We start from the raw sequence: 19,047 nt of genomic DNA on the forward strand, positions 1-19,047 counted from the left end.
TAATGAATCAAAACACCATTGAAGAAGGAAAAACATTAGCAGTCGTTAGCTATTTAACCATAATAGGTAGCATTATTGCTATAATAATGAATGGAGATAAGAAAAATGAATTTACAAGTTTTCATAATAGACAAGGTCTAGGCTTATGCCTTTTGTGGATGTTTATTGCCTATTTTGTTAGTCAATTTGATAACATGCAAATATCTATTGCCTTTTGGATAAGTATGGGAGCACTTTTATTTTTAGGTGTAATGACAGCTATTAATGGATCCATGAAACCAATTCCGGTTATTGGACCACTATTTCAAAAACTATTTAAAGGACTAGGTAAATAATGGAAAACTTTAACTTACATCACATCACAAGACCATCAACATTAAAAGAAAATGCACCTTTACTTATTTTGTTTCATGGTTATGGTAGCGACGAAAACGACTTATTTAGCTTTGCAACAGAGTTACCAGAAGAATTATTTATCATATCTGTTAGAGCTCCTTACCCAATGCAACCCTACGGTAATGCATGGTATGCCATTAATTTTGATGCAGAACAAGGTAAATGGAGCGATAATGATCAAGCCATACAATCTAGAGATTTAATAGCTAATTTTATAGATCAGGCTATTGCTAACTATCCTGTAAATAAAAACAGTGTATCCTTATTAGGTTTTAGTCAAGGTTGTATTTTAAGCTATGCAGTAGCTTTAACATACCCAGAAAAAGTAAATAATATTATCGCTTTAAGTGGTTATGTCAATGAAGATTTATTTACTACTAAAGATGCTTCGGCTTATAAACACTTAAACTTTTATGGATCACATGGTACTGTAGACCAGGTTATTCCTGTGGATTGGGCAAGACAAGCTCCAAAATTCTTAGAAGCATTAAACATTAAACATCAGTTTAGCGAGTTTCCTGTTGGACATGGTGTTGCACCTCAAAATTTTTACGAATTTAAAGATTGGTTAGTGGATTTGATTTAACACTCTACAATTAAATAATAAAAAAATCCCTAATTATAAATGCTTATTTACAAATTAGGGATTTTTTCATCTTATATTTTTCAAACTTAAACAATGTAAAAACTTAATAATTACATTAATTGAAAAATAATATATCTTAACTTATCTGGTATATAAAAGGTAATCTAAGACTTCAAAATCAACATTTTGCTCTGGAGTTATAAAATATTGTATTAGTAATTCTCCCCAAAATTGACCGTCAGAGAAATCAGCAACAATCCATCTGTGATTTAACATTTTAATAGTATTAAATTGTAATTTTCTGCCTTCTGAAGCAGCAAAAGGAATTAAAGGATGTTCTCCTTCAGTTTCATTTAATTTATATAATTCGTTTTTTAAAAACGGAATTAATGCTTCAGTATCTAATTGTTTGTTATAAAAATAATCTTTTGCATCTTGATTGTAACGCAAATCAAACAATGATAAATCCGACAACTCATCGTTTAATATTGTTAAAGAATCTTTCATAGATTCGTTATTAACCCTTAAAACTTCTATACGTTTACTACTGTCTTCTAATATTTTTTTAGAGTTTACATATTGAAACACTACAATTAGTAATGTAAAAATAAACAGGTACATAAAGATTTTGTTCTTCATTTTTTTAAATTTTGTTAAATCGTAATTTGTAATTGGTCGTAAGCTAAATACACGTTATCTGGCAATTGTTTTTGGACTTCGTCATGAAACCCTAACAAATGGCTAATGTGTGTTAAATAGGTGCGTTTAGGTTGTAAAATTTTTATAATTGCTAAAGCTTCTTCTAGATTAAAATGCGAAATATGAGCTTCCATACGCAACGCATTTATAACTAATACATCTAAGTTTTTCAGTTTATCTAATTCGGTTTCAGTAATTGTTTTAAAATCTGTCAAATAAGCAAAATTTTCAAATCTAAAACCAAATACTTGAAGCTTGTAATGCAACCCTTCAATAGGAATTATTGATTTATTATTAATTTCAAAAGGCTTATTTTCAATAGTATTAACTGCTACAGTTGGAGCACCAGGATATCTATTTTCGGTTTCAAAAACATATTCAAAACGCTTTTTAAGCTCATTAATAACACGTTTATGTGCATAAATTGGTAATTCGCCTTGTCGGAAACAAAATGGTCTTATATCATCTAATCCTGCGGTGTGGTCTGCATGTTCATGTGTAAATAATAAAGCATCAATTTTTGTAGGATTATTAAGTAACATTTGTTGTCTAAAATCTGGTCCACAGTCTATAACAAAAGTATTTTTATCCCACTCTATCATTACAGACACACGTAACCTTTTGTCTTTAGGATTTTGGCTTAAACACACAGGATGAGTGCTTCCTATAATAGGAATTCCTTGTGATGTACCTGTGCCTAAAAATGTTATTTTCAATGGATGAAGATTTCTCACAAAAATAGAATATTTTTTTTGTTTGCTATAGTTATTTGATACCTTTGTAAAACTTAACATCATTGTAAATTTTATATGGAAATAAGGCTAAAAGGAGATAAAGAGTTTGAAAATATTCCGTCTCTGAAGGACAAAGCATTACGTATTAATTTAAACGAAAATATTTACGGAACGTTTTCTGAAATTGGAGCCGGACAAGAAACTGTGCGTCACTTTTTTAGAGCTGGAGGAGCGTCTGGTACTATTGCAAAAGCAATGTCTGCCTATGATAAAGAATTTAGTGATGCTATTTATGGTATTGAAAACGATAGACGTTACGTAACCGAAGCACGTTTACGTAAAATGGTGGCTCATGAAATTAGATTAATTGAAGAACGTATTGGAAGAGAAAAAATCCAAACAAAATGTTTTTTAGTTTTGCTAATACTGTGGCAACTATAGATTTTGCGAAAAAATATAAAGGACATGGTTGGGTAGGAATTAAATACCAAATTGATCCTGAAGAAGAAGAATATAACGAAATTGTTTTGCACATACGTTTTAAAGAAAACGATGCAAGATTACAACAAGAAACTTTAGGTATTTTAGGTACAAACCTAATTTATGGTGCTTTTTATAAGTACAACGAACCTAGAAAACTGTTACGTTACTTATACGATCACTTAGATAAGGATCAAATAGAAATTGATACTATTAACTTTTCTGGACCAGTCTTTAAAGATGTAGACAACCGTCTAATGAGTTTACAATTAGTTAAAAACGGAATGACTGATGCTGTTATGTTTGCTCCTGACGGAAACAATGTATTACCAGCAAGAGTTTTGTACAAGAAAAATATATTAGCGTTACGTGGTAGTTTTAGACCTGTAACTAAAGTTAATATTGATATGTATGAGAAGTCTTTAGAGATGTTTATTAAAGAAAATAAAGTAGACGAAAATAATACTCAAGTTATTTTTGAAATTACTTTATCTAATTTAAGAGCTGAGGGTGAAATTGACGAGCAAGATTTTATGGATCGTGCACGTTTGTTATGCTCTTTAGGACATACTGTATTGATTTCAAACTTCCAAGAATACTATAAATTAGTAGAATACTTCTCTCAATATTCTAAAAACAGAATGGGATTAGCAATGGGAGTTAATAATCTTGTAGATATTTTTGACGAGAAATATTACAGACACTTAAGTGGTGGAATATTAGAAGCATTTGGTAAATTATTCTTTAAAGATTTACGTGTTTACCTTTACCCAATGAAAGATGAAGATGGTACTTTAACTACAAGTGATACATTAAAAGTACACCCACGTATGAAAGAATTATACAAATTCTTTAAATACAATGGAAAGGTTGTAGATATTACAGATTTTGACCCTAGTACATTAGAGGTATTTTCTAGAAGGGTTTTAAAAATGATAAACTCTGGTGAAGATGGATGGCAACAAATGTTACCAGAAGGGGTTTCTAAACTAATCATGGAACAAAGTTTATTTAATTGTGAAACTGAAGAAATTCCTAATAAAAAATAAAACAATATAAATTCTATAAAAAATAAAGCGCTTTTAAGATAAACTTAAAAGCGCTTTTTATTTGTGTAAGCGTAGTAGTTTTAATGTTTCTTTTTAGTGACTGAAGTTTACTGTATGTTTCATCAAGTACTACAATTATTGTATTACAAATCCCGTACCAAAATTTAATTTTCAATAAAAAAACTTATTTTATTACGAATTTTTTGAAATTTTACCTCTAACTCCTTTGAAAAAGGACTTCATATATTTAAAATCTGCTTCTACATCATCCGTTGGGTAAAAAGGTTCTGATATTTTATTTTGTTTATTACCAAAATCCATTGTAAACATAATGATAGGCACATTGGCTTGTTTAGCAATATAATAAAAACCTGTTCTCCACTCTTCTACTTTACTTCTAGTACCTTCAGGTGCTAAGGTTAATCTAAACTCGTCTTTATTTTCAAACAGCTTAGCTATAGACAAAACTTTATTCTCTTTGTTTTTTCTGTCAACAGGCACACCACCAACAGCTCTAAAATAATAACCAAAAGGCCAAGTAAACAGTGATTTTTTACCTATAAAATTAGTTTTTACCTGTGTAACTTTACGTAATAGTATACCAATAATAAAATCGAAATTACTAGTATGTGGTGCAGATATAAAAACAGCTTTTTTAATAGTATCTTGAGAAAAATTAGTGTTTCCAACTACTTTCCAACCAATAACTTTAAAATATATAAATTTTGCTAACCAGTACATATATTACATTTTTTTGTATAATGCCTTAAGCGTAGCGTGAGTGATTGTGTCTTTCCAGTTTTCTCCAATTGCATTTTCCCATAAAGGCTCTAAACTTAAGGCAACATTTATCATAATATCAAAATCTTTATCAGATAAATCTTTACAAATACCTTTTGGCAAAGTTATATTATGCTTGGCCTTCATTTGTTTAAAAATAGCTACACCTTCAGGATAGTAATCTTCTAAATGATCAAATACAATACAATTACCAACACCGTGTTTGACACCTAATAAGTAACCTAAACCATAACTCAAAGCGTGTGCAACACCAACTTGAGAATAGGCAATACTCATACCTCCATGCCAACTGGCCATCATTAATTGATCTTGCGCTTCTTCTTCCGTTAAATGATCTCCTAGAAAAATATCTTTACAAAGCTCTAATGCTTTTTCTCCATAAGATTGGCTAAAAGCATTTAAATAAGTTCCGTTTAAAGATTCTATACAATGCACATAACAATCCATTCCTGTATAAAACCATTGATTAGTCGGTACGTCTTTAGTTAATTCTGGATCCAATATAACTTGATCAAAAGGAGTATAATCACTATTGATACCTAATTTACGTTCAGGACCAGTTAAAATAGTCGTTCTAGAAACTTCTGCTCCTGTACCAGAAATTGTAGGTATACCAACATGATAAACAGCTTCATTTTTAACCAAATCCCAACCTTGGTAATCTTTACTTTCTCCATCATTATTAAGCATTATAGCAACAGCTTTTGCTACATCTAGCAAACAACCGCCTCCAATACCTATAATACCAGAAGGACGTTCTTTAAAATTTAATATTATATCTTCTACGTACTGATCTATTTGTTCAGTTTTTGGCTCTTCTTTGGCAGATACAAAAACTACTTTATCTTGATAGGATAATGGTATTCTTGAGGTTAACCAAGCATTTCCTTTAAAGACATCATCTACAAAAAATATAAATGGTGCTTTAGTGTTTAATCTTTTTGGCTGAATAATATCTGCTAATTGATTAAAACTACCACGTCCAAATACTACATTAGACACCATTGGAAAATTTTTATAACTCATTGACTTTTAGTCTTTATTTGTAAATTTATTACTTATTTAATTGTTCTTGAAATAATTCTGAAAATAAACTAACATGGTAACCATCCACTAACGCGTGATTAACACTAATTGCTACATTCATAATTAATTTGTCATTATCTTTAATTGCTTTACTAAATGCTAATTTAGGAACGGATTCTACTGCTCCTGAACTTGGTTCTTTATGCCCAGAAAAATTTACCCATGGTAATGCAGAGCAATGTATGCAATTATTAGCATTTACTGGTGGAAACAGGTCCTGTGAGTTTTCAATTCTTCGTTTTTCAGCAGATAAATTAGATAAAAACACATTTAAGTCTTTATGATAATTTATAAATGAAAAACCAAAAGTTTTATCACTTCTCAAAATTGTAGCCGAAGCATGAATAGTATCACAAATTTGAATAGCATCATCTACTATTCTATATTTTAAATTTTCTACTGCATTTATAGCAGTCATACAAGCATGAAGATAAACACCAAAAAAGCTTACTTTATTAACTTTAGCATAAGCATGAGCTTTGGTTACATTAATAGGAATTGTTACTCCAAAATAAGGATCCTTCAATTTTGAAAAATGCTCAAAATGCTGTTTTCTGTTCCAGGTGTTTATATCTAAAGTTTTCAATTATAATTTTAATAATTTGGGTAAGTCTTTTAGACTTTTTAGAGTTTGATATTGTTTTGAATCATTGGTATTAACATCAACTTGCTCATGTAACCAAGTCGTGTGAAACGGAACATGTATGGCACTGGCTTTTAAATTAACAAGTGGTAAAACATCAGATTTTAAAGAGTTACCTATCATTAAAAATTCCGAAGGTTTAATATCTAGATGGTTTAATAATTTAGAATAATTAGCTTCTTTTTTATCACTTAAAACTTCGATATGATGAAAATAATCTAACAATCCTGACTTTTCAAGTTTACGTTCTTGATCCAATAAATCGCCTTTAGTAGCAACAATTAACTTATATTTTTTAGATAACTGTTTAAGTACACCCTCTACTCCATCTAATAACTCTACCTTTTCATTAATCATGCTTTTACCTATATCTAAAATTTTAGCTATAGTTGCATTTGAAACCGTATGGTTTGATAGCTCTAAAGCCATTTCTACCATAGATAACACAAAACCTTTTACACCATAACCATATACTGGAAGATTTTTAATTTCCATTTTAAATAATTCTTGGTCTATTTTATTTTCGGTTTCAAACTGACTTAAAAGTTTGGCAAATTCTTGCTCAGCGTTTCTAAAATAAGTTTCGTTTACCCAAAGTGTATCATCAGCATCAAAACCAACGACTTTAATATGACTGTAATCTACTTCCATAGTTTTTTTGCGCGTTCTAAATCTTCGGGTGTGTCGATTTCTACTCCTTCGATATCAGTTTCAACCATTTTAATACGTTTACCGTATTCTAAATATCTAATACATTCAATTTTTTCTGAAGCTTCTAGTGTTAGCATTGGTAGCTTGTAAAAATCAAGTATGGCTTGTTTTCTAAAAGCATAGACACCTTTGTGTTTATAGTATTTTACAGCAACACTTTCATCCCTTGGATAAGGTATTGGGCTTCTTGAAAAATATAACGCAAAATCTTGCTGATCTACAATGACCTTAACTGTATTTGGATTTTTAATTTCTTCCCAGTTAGAAATATTTACCATTAATGATGCTAAATCTACTTTTTGATCTTTATCTTCTTTAAAAACCTGAATTAGTTTTTTTAAAGACTCTGCATCAGTAAATGGCTCATCACCTTGTACATTAATAACTATATCTATATCTAAATCTTGAACTGCTTCGGCAATACGATCGCTACCACATTCGTGTTCTTTTTTACTCATTAAAACATGACCACCAATTTTATTGATTTCGTCATAAATTATATCGCTATCTGTTACAACAATCACATCATCAAATAGTTTAGTGTCTACTGTTGCTTGATAAGTACGTGTAATGACAGGTTTTCCTCCTAAATCTTTCATTAATTTACCAGGAAAACGAGATGCACTATATCGTGCAGGAATCATTGCTATTATTTTCATCTAAGTTTTAAATTAGAGTATAAAAATAAGGTATTTTAGTGGTCTTCTTCAAAAAATTCGTCTTTAAAACCAATTAAATATAGTTTTTCTTTTGCACGAGTAATTGCAGTGTATAGCCACCTAAGGTAATCTTTATCTATTCCGTTAGGCAGGTAAGGTTGCTCTATAAAAACCGTATTCCATTGGCCACCTTGTGATTTATGACACGTTATAGCATAACTAAATTTGACTTGAAGTGCGTTAAAGTAGTTATTCCCTTTTATTTTTAAGAATTTTTTATAGTTACTAGTCTCATCCTCATAATCCTTTTGAACTTCTTGATACAATCGGTTAGACTCTTCATAAGGTAATGATGGTGTTTCAGCTTCAATGGTATCTAACATTAAAACAGTTTCAAATGGTTGCATTTTAGGGTAATCAACCATGCGTACTTTGACTTCTGCAAACCTGAAGCCGTATAGTTCTTTAATACTAAAGATTTCTAAAACTTCAATAATATCGCCATTTGCAATAAAACCAGCTTCGGTTGTTGGCTTAATCCAAAAGTAGTTATTTTTAACAACCATTAGGTAATCACCTGCAGATAGTTCGTTTTCATTAAATAAAATACGACTACGTATTTGTTGATTATATAGGTTTGCACGCTTATTACTTCTAACTATAATACTGGTTTCTTCATGACCTAAACTACTGTAAGAATCATTTATAGCATCCATAATTTCATATCCATCGACTAATCTAACTATATCTTTAAAAGTTTTTAAATTAAATTTAAAGCTGTCATAAAAACCATCAGAAATTGTTTCTCTTAAAATAGTAGCGTTTTCTAAGATACCAGAATCTTCACCTTGACGTACAACTTCATCAAGTTCCATTTTAGTCACTGACTTATTATAGCTTAAACTAAGCGTATTAACATCTAAAGCTGGACTAATATCTAATTTAACTGGAGGCAACTGAGCAGTGTCACCAATTAAAAGCAGTTTACACTTATGTCCTTGATAAACATATTGCATCAAGTCATCCAACAAAGATCCGTTTTCAAACAATTTAGAATCGCTTGGTGAATCCGGAATCATAGAAGCTTCATCAACAATAAAAATGGTGTTTTTATGTTTATTGGGTTGCAAAACAAACTTTACACCTCCTCCTCTTTCCTTTTTAGGAAAATATATTTTTTTATGGATAGTAAACGCTTCTTTTTTAGAATAATTAGAGATTACTTTAGCTGCTCGACCTGTTGGAGCCATCAATACTGCACTTTTTTTAATCTTCCATAAATTTGCTACAATTGTACCAATAATGGTGGTTTTACCAGTACCAGCGTAACCTTTTAACAAAAACACTCCATTTTCTTTATCATTTAAAATAAATTCAGAAAGTTGTAAAAGTAAAATATCTTGTTTTGTGGTTGGATTAAACGGAAAATGCTGTTTTATAAGGGAATAAAATTGAGAACTAGTCATTAAATTGTGTAGATTGTAAACTTTTTATCAAATATATAAATCATTTTTACCAACAATGGTTTTAACGAATAAAAAAATTGTAGATTTGTCACTGACCTTAATTAAATTTAATAAAATACTATGATAAAATTAGCACTTATTGTACTTGGAGCAATTTTACTAACAATTTTGATTGTTTGGCTTATTGACAAATTTATCCCAACTAAAGCAAAACCTTTTTTAACAATAGCGCTTTGGGCACTTATAATCTTTTTAGGTTATATCACATTTAATTCTGTTTATGGCGAAATTGAATTTAATAAACTTAAAGAAAAACGTTACGCTGCAGCTATTGAGCGTTTAATAGATATTAGAGATGCACAATTAGCGCATAGAACTGTTACTGGAAAATTTACTAAAAGTTATGACGAATTAATTAGATTTATCGAAAACGGTAAATTTACATTAGTGGAAAGAAGAGACACAAGCGTTGTTGATGAAGAAAGAACTAAAGCTTATGGTGGTGTAACATCTTACAAAGAGATTGTAATTGTAGACACTATTGGTTATGAGCCAGTAAAAGACAGATTATTTAAAAATACAGACCGATACAAAACCATGATGAATGTACCACTTGCAAAAGAAGGTACTAAATTTACAATGGATGCTGGTATGTTAGAAGATGAAAACGGAAATGAAATTCCTGTTTTTGAAGCATATGTTAAAAAAGATGATATTTTATACGATCAAGACAAAAACTTAAGACTTAAAGAAAACCAAGTAATATCTGTTGAAGGTGTTAATGGTGATGCTTTACGTGTAGGATCTATGAGTGATTTTAAAACACTTGGAAACTGGCCTAAAACTTATGGCGTTAACGAGTAATACAACACATAATTCAAGCAACTTAGAATTGTCCATTCAAATTAGTTTGAGTGGACTTTCTTTTTGTGTTTTAAAAAAAGACAATAATACTGTCCTACATTTAAAGTCTCAGGACTTTAAAATAAAAAAACACCTACAGAGTTATTAGAAGCTGTTAAAAACCTTTTTAGCACAGAAGCGTTATTAAAAATCAAGTTTGATAATATCAATATTATTCATGTTAATGATTGGGCAACATTAGTACCTAAACCATTATTTAAAGAAGACGCTTTAGCTGATTATTTAAAATTTAACACCAAAATTTTAAAGACAGACTTCATCACATTTGATACTATAATTAGTAACGACAGCGTTAATGTTTATGTCCCTTTTACCAATGTAAACAATTTTATATTTGATCAATTTGGTACATTTACTTACAACCACTTCTCTACTATATTAATAGAAAAACTATTAATTTTAGAAAAACATAATGACCAAGCTAAGGTATACGTTAATATTTCTAGTTCTAATTTTCAAATTATAGCAATACAAAAAGGAAAACTTTTGTTATATAATACCTTTGAGTATCATACAAAGGAAGATTTTATCTATTACTTAATATTTACTCTGGAGCAATTAAAACTAAATCCAGAAACTATAAACGTGGTGTTTTTAGGAAGTGTTACAGAGGAAGATCCTATCTATCAAATTTCATATAAATACATTAGACATGTGTCTTTTGGAAATAGAAATGACAATTTAGATTTTACCGAAAAACCAAAAGAGAACCACTTACATTTTACATTACTAAAAAGCTTATAATGCGCATCGTATCAGGACAATTTAAAGGAAGAAGGATAACAGCTCCAAAAAAGCTACCAGTACGTCCAACAACAGATATGGCAAAGGAAGCCTTATTTAACATTTTAAATAACCAGTTTTATTTTGATGATATTTCGGTATTAGACCTATTTGCTGGTACAGGAAACATAAGCTATGAGTTTGCTTCTAGAGGTACAGAACAAATTTTATGTGTAGATCAAGATTATGGTTGCATCAAATTTATAAACGAAACTGCTACTAGTTTTGAAATGGATATACAAACCATAAAAAGCGATGTTTTTAAGTTTCTAGAAAAAAGCAAACAACAACATACTATCATATTTGCAGATCCACCTTATGATTTTCCTGTTGAAGAATTTGCAAAGATTCCTACTTTAGTTTTTAAAAATAATTTATTAGAAACTGAAGGTTTATTAATTGTAGAACATTCTAAACACACAGATTTATCACAATTACAAAACTATACACACTCTAAAAGTTATGGTGGAAACGTCTTTAGTTTTTTTGAAAACACAACTAAAGACGAAGAAGAATAAAACAAAAAACCATCTAGAAATAGATGGTTTTTTTATAGTTAAGCAAATCTATAAGCCGGATTTTGTACTCTTAACAAAGAGCCCTTATCATTTATCTGAGCTTGCTGTTACCAACACGCTTTAGCTACCTACCCTCTAACAATCGCGCGTGTACGCTCAAACGTTAGTATACATGGTATTGCACCTCATAGAGTTTACCTGGTTTCACTACAGCATGACCTGTACATACTTTCTGTTGCACTTTTCCTCACCTTTCGGTGGATGGCTGTTAACCACTATGATTACACTATGGTGTCCGGACTTTCCTCTTTAAACTAAATTTAAAGCGATAAGGCGATTTACTAAATACAAAATTACAACAAACAATACATTTGGTATACAATAAACTTTAAATAGTTTCAACAAATCCATTAACTACAGTTTTGTTAATAACTATCCATAAAATCAAGGATAAGGTTTCTTTGTTTAATGGGTATTTTTTAAATTTGTTATTCACTATTATCACATCAATCTGATGTTTAAAAATTCGATATAATTTGGAACACTTTGTAGTATCTGCCAGAAAATATAGACCGCAAACCTTTAAGGACGTTGTTGGGCAATCTGCTATTACAAATACCTTACTAAATGCTATTGAAAACAATCATTTAGCTCAAGCCTTACTATTTACAGGACCACGTGGTGTTGGTAAAACTAGTTGTGCACGTATTTTAGCTAAAATGATAAATAGTGATGGCACTGAGTCTGAAGACGAAGATTTTGCATTTAATATTTTTGAATTAGATGCTGCCTCAAACAACTCGGTTGATGATATCAGAAATCTAACAGACCAAGTTCGTATTCCGCCTCAAGTTGGTAAATACAAAGTCTATATTATTGACGAGGTACACATGTTATCTCAATCCGCTTTTAATGCTTTTTTAAAGACTTTAGAAGAACCACCAAAACACTGTATTTTTATTTTAGCAACCACAGAAAAACATAAGATAATACCAACCATATTATCGCGTTGTCAAATTTTTGACTTTAAACGAATTACTGTCAAAGACGCTAAAAATTATTTGAAATACATAGCAACAGAACAAGGCATAAATGCTGAAGATGATGCTTTACATATTATTGCTCAGAAAGCAGATGGAGCCATGCGTGATGCATTGTCTATATTTGATCGTGTCGTTAGTTTTTCTGGTAAAGAACTAACAAGACAGTCTGTTACTGAAAATTTAAATGTTTTAGATTACGAAACTTACTTTGAAAGCACTGACTACATCCTAGAAAATAAAATACCTGAATTATTAATTCAGTTTAATAAAACCTTATCAAAGGGATTTGATGGTCACCATTATATTGCAGGTTTAGCGTCTCATTTTAGAGACTTATTAGTTTGTAAAAACCCAGTAACTATAGAGTTACTTGAAGTTGGTGAAGACACTAAAGCTAAATATTTAGAACAATCTCAAAAAGCAAGTCAAGACTTTTTAATTAAAGGAATTAACTTGGCTAATGAGTGTGATTTGAAATATAAAAGCAGTAAAAATCAGCGACTCCTAGTTGAACTTACCCTAATGCAATTAGCCTCTATCACTTTTGATGGAGAAAAAAATAGCAGTCGGTTCATAATTCCGCCTTCATATTTCAAAAAAATAGGAATAACTCCTGTTAAGGTTACTAAACCAAAAGTTGAAGCCACAGTAAGTAACACAAATACAACTGCAAAAGTTTCTGCGGAAGCAGTAAAACCTACTACTCCATCTAAACCAAAAATTGTTTTAGAAAATGGTATTGCAACTAATAAAAAAAGAACATCTGGCTTATCGCTAAAAAGTATAAGAGCAAAAAAAGAACATCAAATTAAACAATTAGAAGTTGTTGTTGATGAAGAAAACTTACCAAGAGAACCGTTTCATCAAGATGACTTAACTGAAGTTTGGAATACTTTTGTGTCAAAAATTGAGAAAGAAGGAAAGTTTAATTTAGCATCTATATTATCTATTGACAAACCTACATTGGCAGCAGATGGTGTATCAATTGAGTTGACTTTTCCTAATTCCACCAACAAAGTGGAGGTTGAACGACAGTCTTTTGATTTAATGACTTATTTACGTAAACATCTTAAAAACTATGATATAGTTTTGGATATTACTGTTGATGAACAGTTAGAGACAAAATATGCTTACACACCTGTTGAAAAATATGAAAAATTAAAAGAAAAAAATCCTAATTTAGAATTACTAAGAAAAACTTTTGATTTAGACGTATAAATTATGACTAAGTACTCCTTTATAATTATTGTTATAATTATCACATTATTCAGTTGTGATGGACGTTATCGTTTAAAAAAACAACCTGTAAATAAAGTTGCTGCAAAAGAATTGCTACTATCATTTACAGAAAATGTTAAGTACTTTCCTGAAGCATACACTGAGTTTACTAATGATACCATTTTAAGCAATGGTTTTACTGTCAAAATAAAAAACTATTCTGACATGAAAAACAATGTTTTACAGTCATTTAAAACGTCAACTACTAATAATAAACATTATTTTAGAGAAGTAATAACAGAAGTTGAAGTTTATAAAAATAATAAGCAAATTTTTAAGCATGTATTAGATGATGCATTTCTATCGCTATCTAACACAGATTATGTATTAAATCAAGTCTATATTGACGAAATAAAATCCTTAAACACCAATACATTGCATCTTGTAGCATCAGCATGTATACCAAGAACAGTAAATTGCCCTGTTTATAATATTGCTATTGATCCAAAAGGTGATTATTTAATTACTAAAATATAAATATCTAAAAACAATAAATATGCTTGGACTTAAACTACCAACAGATCCACGTTGGGTGAATATAGTAGAAAAAAATATTGAAGATATTTTGACAGATCATGCTTACTGTGAACAAAAGGCAACAAGTACAGCAATATCATTAATTGTGAGTTTTCCTGAATACACTGACTTAGTTCAAGAAATGGTAGCCTTAGTTAAAGAAGAGATTAGCCACTTTAAAATGGTACATGATTTAATCTTAAAAAACGGTTGGGTTTTAGGTCGTGATCGTAAGGATGATTATGTGATACAACTCTTAAAGTTTTTTCCTAAAGGAGGAAGCAGAACTACTCAATTAGTACACAGACTACTGTATGCTGCGTTAATTGAAGCAAGAAGCTGTGAGCGCTTTAGATTATTATCTGAGCAGTTAGAAGATAAATCTTTAGCTGAATTTTACCGAAAACTAATGGTTAGTGAAGCTAACCATTATACTATGTTTTTAGGGTTTGCAAGACAATATGGTGACCGTAAAGAAGTAGATCAAAAATGGAATGATTTACTTGACTACGAAGCAGATATAATGAAAAACCTTAGTAAAACAGAAACAATACATGGTTAACTAAAACCTGTTAAACTAAAAAAGCCAACTATAAATTATAGTTGGCTTTTTTATGTTTTATAATGTTAGTTAGATTAAAACTTTAATCCAACACCTATTTGCATGTTAGTATTTTTAGCTTCTAAATCAATATCATTGTCATCAAAAACGTTAGTTAAACCATAAGAATATCTGAAGTCAATAAAAACTTCGTCCGTAATTAAATATTCTAAACCACCTAAAGCAGAAAATCCAAAGTTTTTAAATCCATCCTCATAAGAATGTCCTTTTAAACTAGCTTGTGGTCCTACACCTATAGATAAACTCTCATCTATTTTAAATTTGAAAAATAAAGGCATTTGAATGTAGTTAATTCTCAAATTTTGCTCTTTAGCACCTTCTGCAGAAAACTGAATTTCTGGAGCAAAAGAAAAGGTTTTAGATATACTATATTCACCAAAAAAACCAATAAAAAAACCATTTCTGTGTGCATTTTCAATACCTGCTGGTACTTCTGGATCAAAATCTAGATTAGAGATTGTATATCCTGCTCTAACACCATATAAAGCATCTTGAGAAAAGCCATAAAAAGAGGCTAGCATGAACGTAAAAAGTATAATAGTTTTTTTCATATGAAATAAGTTAAATTGGTTAGTTTTTTGAAATAGTTATAAGTGTAAATATAATTTTTTTTGACAAAAACCAGCTATTAAATAGATAAAGTGTATTATTTTAACTTTGTATGACTAGAAACTGTGTCATTATACATACTTTTAATTATTCCGTCTGATAAACCAATTTTTGGAACAAAAATATCTTTTGCTCCACACCATTTCATTGCGGATAAATATATACGTGTTGCAGGAATAATAACATCTGCTCTATCTTGATTTAAATCTAATATAGAGATACGCTCCTCATATGAGTACGTTTGAAGCATGTTATAGTATGAAGTTAAGTAAAAATACGATAACGGTTTACCCATTGCTTTACCTGAAACTTTAAATATTTTATTAATGTTTCCTCCAGAACCAATAACTTGAATTTTGTCGTGTTTTGAAGTTTTTGTTTTTATCCATTGCTCTAATTCTAACCAAGCATCCTTTTTGACCATGTCGTTTAATAGACGAACGGTACCTATTTTAAAAGATTTGGACGCTGTTTTTATCCCTTTGTCTATTACAGAAAATTCTGCACTTCCTCCTCCTACATCAACATAAAGATAAATTTTATTTGGATCTATATAAGATTGTAAATCTGTTGCTGCTATAATTGCTGCTTCTTCTTCTCCTTCAATAATATCAATTTGAAGTCCTGTTTTTTTCTTGATTAACTTAGCTAAGTCTTTACCATTATTAGCCTCACGCATTGCTGATGTCGCACAAGCCTTATATTTTACAACACCATGTGTTTGCATTAATAATTTAAAGGCTTGCATTGTATCCAACATACGCATGATGTTGTTTTCTGAAATTTCTTCTTTAATAAATACATCTGCACCAAGTCGCACTGGAACCCTAACTAACGAGCTTTTTTTAAATCGTGTAGGCTTGTTTTTTTCTTCTACAATATTAGATATTAACAATCTTACTGCGTTTGAACCTATATCTATTGCTGCAAATTTTTGAATTTTAAGCATCTAATTTATTTTTTAAGTAATTATAAGCTTCAAATTGAGACCTTAGTTTAGGTGCCTCATTTTTTTTGTAAATGTTGTTTTGTGCTTTATTTAAAATTCTAGCTTTAACATTATCATTCCAACAAATATGAAACGTATGAATTAATTCTTCTTTAATTTCTTGATCATATATTGGACAGCTTACTTCTACTCTATTTTCTATATTTCTTGTCATCCAATCTGCAGATGAGATATACACTTTTGGATCGTCGTTATTACAAAACACATATAGTCTTGTGTGTTCTAAAAACTTATCGACAATACTGATAACTTCAATATTTTCGCTAATACCTTTAACTCCTGGTACTAAACAACAAATACCTCTAACAATCATTTGTATTTTAACTCCTGCTTGACTTGCTTCATATAGTTTATCTACCATTTGATAGCTAGATATACTATTCATTTTAAGTTTTATATAAGCAGGTTTACCCTCTTTTACATTACTAATTTCTTTATCTATTAATTGAAAAAGCTTGTTTTTAGTATAATGAGGTGATGTTATTATGTGCTTAAAACGATGTACTTTATAATTTACTTCAAAAAAGTTAAAAACTTTATTGACGTCTTTTAATATTTTTTGATTAGCTGTAAATAAAGTATAATCTGTGTATATTTTTGCGGTAGATTCGTTGAAGTTTCCTGTACTAATAAAACCATAACGCTTCATTTTTTTACCTTCTTCTCTTTCAATCATACACATTTTACTGTGTACTTTTAAGCCTTGTACTCCAAAAATTAACTGTATGCCTTCACGCTGCATTTGTTCCGCGTAAGCGATATTTGCTTCTTCATCAAAACGCGCTTGTATCTCCATAGAAACAATAACTTTTTTTCCGTTTTTAGCTGCATTAATTAAAGAGCTAGCAACGTGAGATATTTGTGCTAATCTATAAATTGTGATTTTTATGGTTTTAACTTTAGGGTCTAAAGCTGCCTCACGTAAAAACTTTACAATGTAAGAAAACGTATGATAAGGTGCGTATTGCAAATAGTCTTTTTGTGCTATAGCTTCAAAAATACTACCTTCTAAACTTAGTCCTTTAATAGGCAATGGGACAATCTTATCGTACAACAAATCTGTACGTCCTAAACTAGGGAAATCCATATAATCTCTACGATTATGATATCTTCCACCAGGAATTATACTATCTGTATTATCAATTCCCATTTTGTCCATTAAAAAAGCTAGTGTTGACTTATCTATAGTTTTATCATAAACAAATCGTACTGGCTCGCCTTCTTGTCTATCTTTTACACTATCACTAATTTTTTCCATGAAACTTTTAGTCAAATCACTGTCTAAATCCAACTCGGCATCACGAGTGATTTTTATCATATGTGCAGTAATTTTAGTGTAATCAAAAATATTAAAAATATCATCTAAAAATAGCCTTAACAAATCGTCTAACATAATAATATTATCTGTATCACCATCTTTTGGTAAAACAATAAAACGATCCATATTTTTTGATATTTCTATCAAAGCATATTGGTTATTTTGGCCTTCCATATGCATATTAACAGCAAGGTAAGCTGCACTGTCCTTAAGATTAGGTAATTTAATTTCAGAATTTAAAACTATAGTTACAAGTGCTGGACTGACTTTATCAAGAAAATATTTTCTAAGATATTCTTTTTGTTTTTTTGTTACTTTATTTTCTCTTAGAATGAAAATATTTTCGGCTTCTAATTTTTTTTGAATGTCATTCAAAATCTTTAGACTTTCGGTTTGATGCTTGATAACAATATTGGTAATAATCTCTAATAATTCTGAAGCTTTTATACCTCCCAATTGACTTTTACCTGCTTTACCTGCATAATCAATACGCTTAACAGTAGCATATCTAACTTTAAAAAACTCATCTAAATTATTAGAAAATATTCCTAAAAAACGAAGTCTCTCAATTAACGGAACAGTCTCATCTGCTGCTTCTTGCAAAACACGATGATTAAACTGTAACCAACTTAACTCTCTATTTATATACTTTTTGTCTAAAATATGATCCGTCATTTACTTGCAGGTTTTACTACAAATATATCTAAATAGATTGGCTATTTTAAATGTTTTGGGAATACAATTTTGGTTGTGTTTCCGTTTTTTATGTCTTTCCATGACGATTGTTCAAATTCTATTTCTACAAATCCTGAGGTTGTTACATTGTCAATACTTATATTTCCTAAAGAGTTACACAAATTGGTTAGCGCATAATTATGACCAAATAACATTATAGTATTAATTGAATTGTCACAAGATTTTAAAAAACTTAAAACAGAGTCTCCAGAAAAGTCATAAAGTTGGCTTTTGTACTCAATTTTTACCGAATTTAACTTCAAATTATCGACGAACAACATTGCTGTAGTTTTTGCCCGATTGGCTGAACTAGAAAAAATAGCTTCTGGTTTTAAAATTTTAGTTTTTAAATGTTTACATATTAATATTACGTCATTTACCC

Annotated in this window: 19 protein-coding genes, 1 other RNA gene and 2 pseudogenes; 9 read left to right on the plus strand and 13 right to left on the minus strand. The window is 29.9% G+C overall.

The features are described from left to right. Window positions 1-2 precede the first annotated feature (2 nt). Both AC0L4B_RS13125 and AC0L4B_RS13130 read left to right on the plus strand, forming a co-directional pair. Complete coding sequence (locus AC0L4B_RS13125; protein WP_473437316.1) at window positions 3-335, plus strand: hypothetical protein; 333 nt, start codon at window positions 3-5, stop codon at window positions 333-335. Further along, window positions 335-982, plus strand: coding sequence for an alpha/beta hydrolase (locus AC0L4B_RS13130; protein WP_473437317.1), 648 nt, complete (start codon window positions 335-337; stop codon window positions 980-982). The genes AC0L4B_RS13125 and AC0L4B_RS13130 overlap by 1 nt, the downstream gene beginning before the upstream one ends. A gap of 141 nt (window positions 983-1,123) precedes the next feature. Here AC0L4B_RS13130 and AC0L4B_RS13135 read toward each other — a convergent pair whose 3' ends face one another. Continuing rightward, the gene (locus AC0L4B_RS13135; protein ID WP_473437318.1) at window positions 1,124-1,621 is read right to left on the minus strand and encodes a hydrolase; all 498 of its coding nucleotides are present in this window, start codon (window positions 1,619-1,621) and stop codon (window positions 1,124-1,126) included. Window positions 1,622-1,635: 14 nt separating this feature from the next. Next, window positions 1,636-2,397, minus strand: coding sequence for an MBL fold metallo-hydrolase (locus tag AC0L4B_RS13140; RefSeq protein ID WP_473437319.1), 762 nt, complete (start codon window positions 2,395-2,397; stop codon window positions 1,636-1,638). Window positions 2,398-2,490: 93 nt separating this feature from the next. Between AC0L4B_RS13140 and AC0L4B_RS13145 the strand changes: the two are divergent. Further along, a pseudogene (locus AC0L4B_RS13145) lies at window positions 2,491-3,944 on the plus strand (TonB-dependent receptor). A gap of 192 nt (window positions 3,945-4,136) precedes the next feature. On the opposite strand, the gene AC0L4B_RS13150 reads toward AC0L4B_RS13145, so the two are convergent. Genes AC0L4B_RS13150 through AC0L4B_RS13175 form a run of 6 tightly spaced genes read right to left on the minus strand, consistent with a single transcriptional unit; the run spans window position 4,137 to window position 9,310 of the window. Beyond that, window positions 4,137-4,685: a 1-acyl-sn-glycerol-3-phosphate acyltransferase gene (locus tag AC0L4B_RS13150; protein ID WP_028289854.1), complete on the minus strand. Its 549-nt coding sequence runs from the start codon at window positions 4,683-4,685 to the stop codon at window positions 4,137-4,139. Between the two features lie 3 nt (window positions 4,686-4,688). Beyond that, window positions 4,689-5,771, minus strand: a complete 1,083-nt coding sequence (locus tag AC0L4B_RS13155) for an iron-containing alcohol dehydrogenase family protein (RefSeq protein WP_473437320.1) — start codon at window positions 5,769-5,771, stop codon at window positions 4,689-4,691. Window positions 5,772-5,799: 28 nt separating this feature from the next. Further along, on the minus strand, window positions 5,800-6,417 hold the full coding sequence (locus tag AC0L4B_RS13160) for a CatA-like O-acetyltransferase (protein ID WP_473437321.1): 618 nt from the start codon (window positions 6,415-6,417) through the stop codon (window positions 5,800-5,802). After that, window positions 6,418-7,125 (minus strand): HAD family hydrolase, encoded by a 708-nt coding sequence (locus AC0L4B_RS13165; RefSeq protein ID WP_473437322.1) that lies wholly within the window; start codon window positions 7,123-7,125, stop codon window positions 6,418-6,420. Continuing rightward, entirely contained in the window at window positions 7,116-7,844 is a 729-nt protein-coding gene (gene kdsB, locus AC0L4B_RS13170; RefSeq protein WP_473437323.1) for a 3-deoxy-manno-octulosonate cytidylyltransferase, read from the minus strand. Before kdsB ends, AC0L4B_RS13165 begins: the two co-directional genes overlap by 10 nt. Before the next feature lie 35 nt (window positions 7,845-7,879). After that, window positions 7,880-9,310, minus strand: a complete 1,431-nt coding sequence (locus AC0L4B_RS13175; RefSeq protein WP_473437324.1) for an ATP-dependent DNA helicase — start codon at window positions 9,308-9,310, stop codon at window positions 7,880-7,882. A gap of 120 nt (window positions 9,311-9,430) precedes the next feature. Here AC0L4B_RS13175 and AC0L4B_RS13180 point away from each other — a divergent pair, with 120 nt between their 5' ends. The 3 genes and pseudogenes from AC0L4B_RS13180 to rsmD all read left to right on the plus strand — a co-directional run bounded on the left by AC0L4B_RS13180 (window position 9,431) and on the right by rsmD (window position 11,535). Further along, the gene (locus AC0L4B_RS13180; RefSeq protein WP_473437325.1) at window positions 9,431-10,174 is read left to right on the plus strand and encodes a hypothetical protein; all 744 of its coding nucleotides are present in this window, start codon (window positions 9,431-9,433) and stop codon (window positions 10,172-10,174) included. Continuing rightward, window positions 10,158-10,978, plus strand: a pseudogene (locus AC0L4B_RS13185) (DUF3822 family protein). The gene AC0L4B_RS13180 and the pseudogene AC0L4B_RS13185 overlap by 17 nt, the downstream one beginning before the upstream one ends. Further along, window positions 10,978-11,535: a 16S rRNA (guanine(966)-N(2))-methyltransferase RsmD gene (gene rsmD / locus AC0L4B_RS13190; RefSeq protein WP_473437326.1), complete on the plus strand. Its 558-nt coding sequence runs from the start codon at window positions 10,978-10,980 to the stop codon at window positions 11,533-11,535. The pseudogene AC0L4B_RS13185 and the gene rsmD overlap by 1 nt, the downstream one beginning before the upstream one ends. Before the next feature lie 35 nt (window positions 11,536-11,570). Here the strand turns inward: rsmD and rnpB are convergent. Continuing rightward, window positions 11,571-11,880, minus strand: an RNA gene (gene rnpB / locus AC0L4B_RS13195) — RNase P RNA component class A. 191 nt (window positions 11,881-12,071) lie between these two features. On the opposite strand from rnpB, the gene dnaX reads away from it, so the two are divergent. From dnaX to AC0L4B_RS13210, 3 genes are read left to right on the plus strand one after another with little or no spacing between them, the layout of a single operon-like run. Beyond that, window positions 12,072-13,796: a DNA polymerase III subunit gamma/tau gene (gene dnaX / locus AC0L4B_RS13200; RefSeq protein ID WP_473437327.1), complete on the plus strand. Its 1,725-nt coding sequence runs from the start codon at window positions 12,072-12,074 to the stop codon at window positions 13,794-13,796. Window positions 13,797-13,799: 3 nt separating this feature from the next. After that, window positions 13,800-14,333, plus strand: coding sequence for a hypothetical protein (locus tag AC0L4B_RS13205; RefSeq protein WP_473437328.1), 534 nt, complete (start codon window positions 13,800-13,802; stop codon window positions 14,331-14,333). Window positions 14,334-14,352: 19 nt separating this feature from the next. Beyond that, window positions 14,353-14,934: a MiaE family protein gene (locus tag AC0L4B_RS13210; protein WP_473437329.1), complete on the plus strand. Its 582-nt coding sequence runs from the start codon at window positions 14,353-14,355 to the stop codon at window positions 14,932-14,934. 74 nt (window positions 14,935-15,008) lie between these two features. On the opposite strand, the gene AC0L4B_RS13215 is transcribed toward AC0L4B_RS13210, so the two are convergent. The 4 genes from AC0L4B_RS13215 to AC0L4B_RS13230 form a co-directional block, all read right to left on the minus strand. After that, a complete protein-coding gene (locus AC0L4B_RS13215) occupies window positions 15,009-15,545 on the minus strand; it encodes a porin family protein (RefSeq protein WP_473437330.1) in 537 nt (178 codons plus the stop codon). 95 nt (window positions 15,546-15,640) lie between these two features. Next, the gene (locus AC0L4B_RS13220; protein ID WP_473437331.1) at window positions 15,641-16,552 is read right to left on the minus strand and encodes a Ppx/GppA phosphatase family protein; all 912 of its coding nucleotides are present in this window, start codon (window positions 16,550-16,552) and stop codon (window positions 15,641-15,643) included. After that, window positions 16,545-18,605: a polyphosphate kinase 1 gene (gene ppk1, locus AC0L4B_RS13225; protein WP_473437332.1), complete on the minus strand. Its 2,061-nt coding sequence runs from the start codon at window positions 18,603-18,605 to the stop codon at window positions 16,545-16,547. Before ppk1 ends, AC0L4B_RS13220 begins: the two co-directional genes overlap by 8 nt. A gap of 41 nt (window positions 18,606-18,646) precedes the next feature. Next, window positions 18,647-18,946, minus strand: a complete 300-nt coding sequence (locus AC0L4B_RS13230; RefSeq protein ID WP_473437333.1) for a hypothetical protein — start codon at window positions 18,944-18,946, stop codon at window positions 18,647-18,649. Window positions 18,947-19,047: the final 101 nt, after the last annotated feature.

Source organism: Olleya sp. NP1-10 (assembly GCF_055804415.1).

Bases quoted from the DNA above. Each gene is read 5' to 3' on its own strand.
- AC0L4B_RS13220 (WP_473437331.1), bottom strand. From the start codon at position 16,552: ATGCTTAAAATTCAAAAATTTGCAGCAATAGATATAGGTTCAAACGCA.
- AC0L4B_RS13130 (WP_473437317.1), top strand. From the start codon at position 335: ATGGAAAACTTTAACTTACATCACATCACAAGACCATCAACATTAAAA.
- ppk1 (WP_473437332.1), bottom strand. From the start codon at position 18,605: ATGACGGATCATATTTTAGACAAAAAGTATATAAATAGAGAGTTAAGT.
- rsmD (WP_473437326.1), top strand. From the start codon at position 10,978: ATGCGCATCGTATCAGGACAATTTAAAGGAAGAAGGATAACAGCTCCA.
- AC0L4B_RS13180 (WP_473437325.1), top strand. From the start codon at position 9,431: ATGATAAAATTAGCACTTATTGTACTTGGAGCAATTTTACTAACAATT.
- AC0L4B_RS13165 (WP_473437322.1), bottom strand. From the start codon at position 7,125: ATGGAAGTAGATTACAGTCATATTAAAGTCGTTGGTTTTGATGCTGAT.
- AC0L4B_RS13175 (WP_473437324.1), bottom strand. From the start codon at position 9,310: ATGACTAGTTCTCAATTTTATTCCCTTATAAAACAGCATTTTCCGTTT.
- AC0L4B_RS13150 (WP_028289854.1), bottom strand. From the start codon at position 4,685: ATGTACTGGTTAGCAAAATTTATATATTTTAAAGTTATTGGTTGGAAA.
- AC0L4B_RS13135 (WP_473437318.1), bottom strand. From the start codon at position 1,621: ATGAAGAACAAAATCTTTATGTACCTGTTTATTTTTACATTACTAATT.
- AC0L4B_RS13205 (WP_473437328.1), top strand. From the start codon at position 13,800: ATGACTAAGTACTCCTTTATAATTATTGTTATAATTATCACATTATTC.
- kdsB (WP_473437323.1), bottom strand. From the start codon at position 7,844: ATGAAAATAATAGCAATGATTCCTGCACGATATAGTGCATCTCGTTTT.
- AC0L4B_RS13155 (WP_473437320.1), bottom strand. From the start codon at position 5,771: ATGAGTTATAAAAATTTTCCAATGGTGTCTAATGTAGTATTTGGACGT.
- AC0L4B_RS13215 (WP_473437330.1), bottom strand. From the start codon at position 15,545: ATGAAAAAAACTATTATACTTTTTACGTTCATGCTAGCCTCTTTTTAT.
- AC0L4B_RS13125 (WP_473437316.1), top strand. From the start codon at position 3: ATGAATCAAAACACCATTGAAGAAGGAAAAACATTAGCAGTCGTTAGC.
- AC0L4B_RS13230 (WP_473437333.1), bottom strand. From the start codon at position 18,946: ATGTTGTTCGTCGATAATTTGAAGTTAAATTCGGTAAAAATTGAGTAC.
- AC0L4B_RS13210 (WP_473437329.1), top strand. From the start codon at position 14,353: ATGCTTGGACTTAAACTACCAACAGATCCACGTTGGGTGAATATAGTA.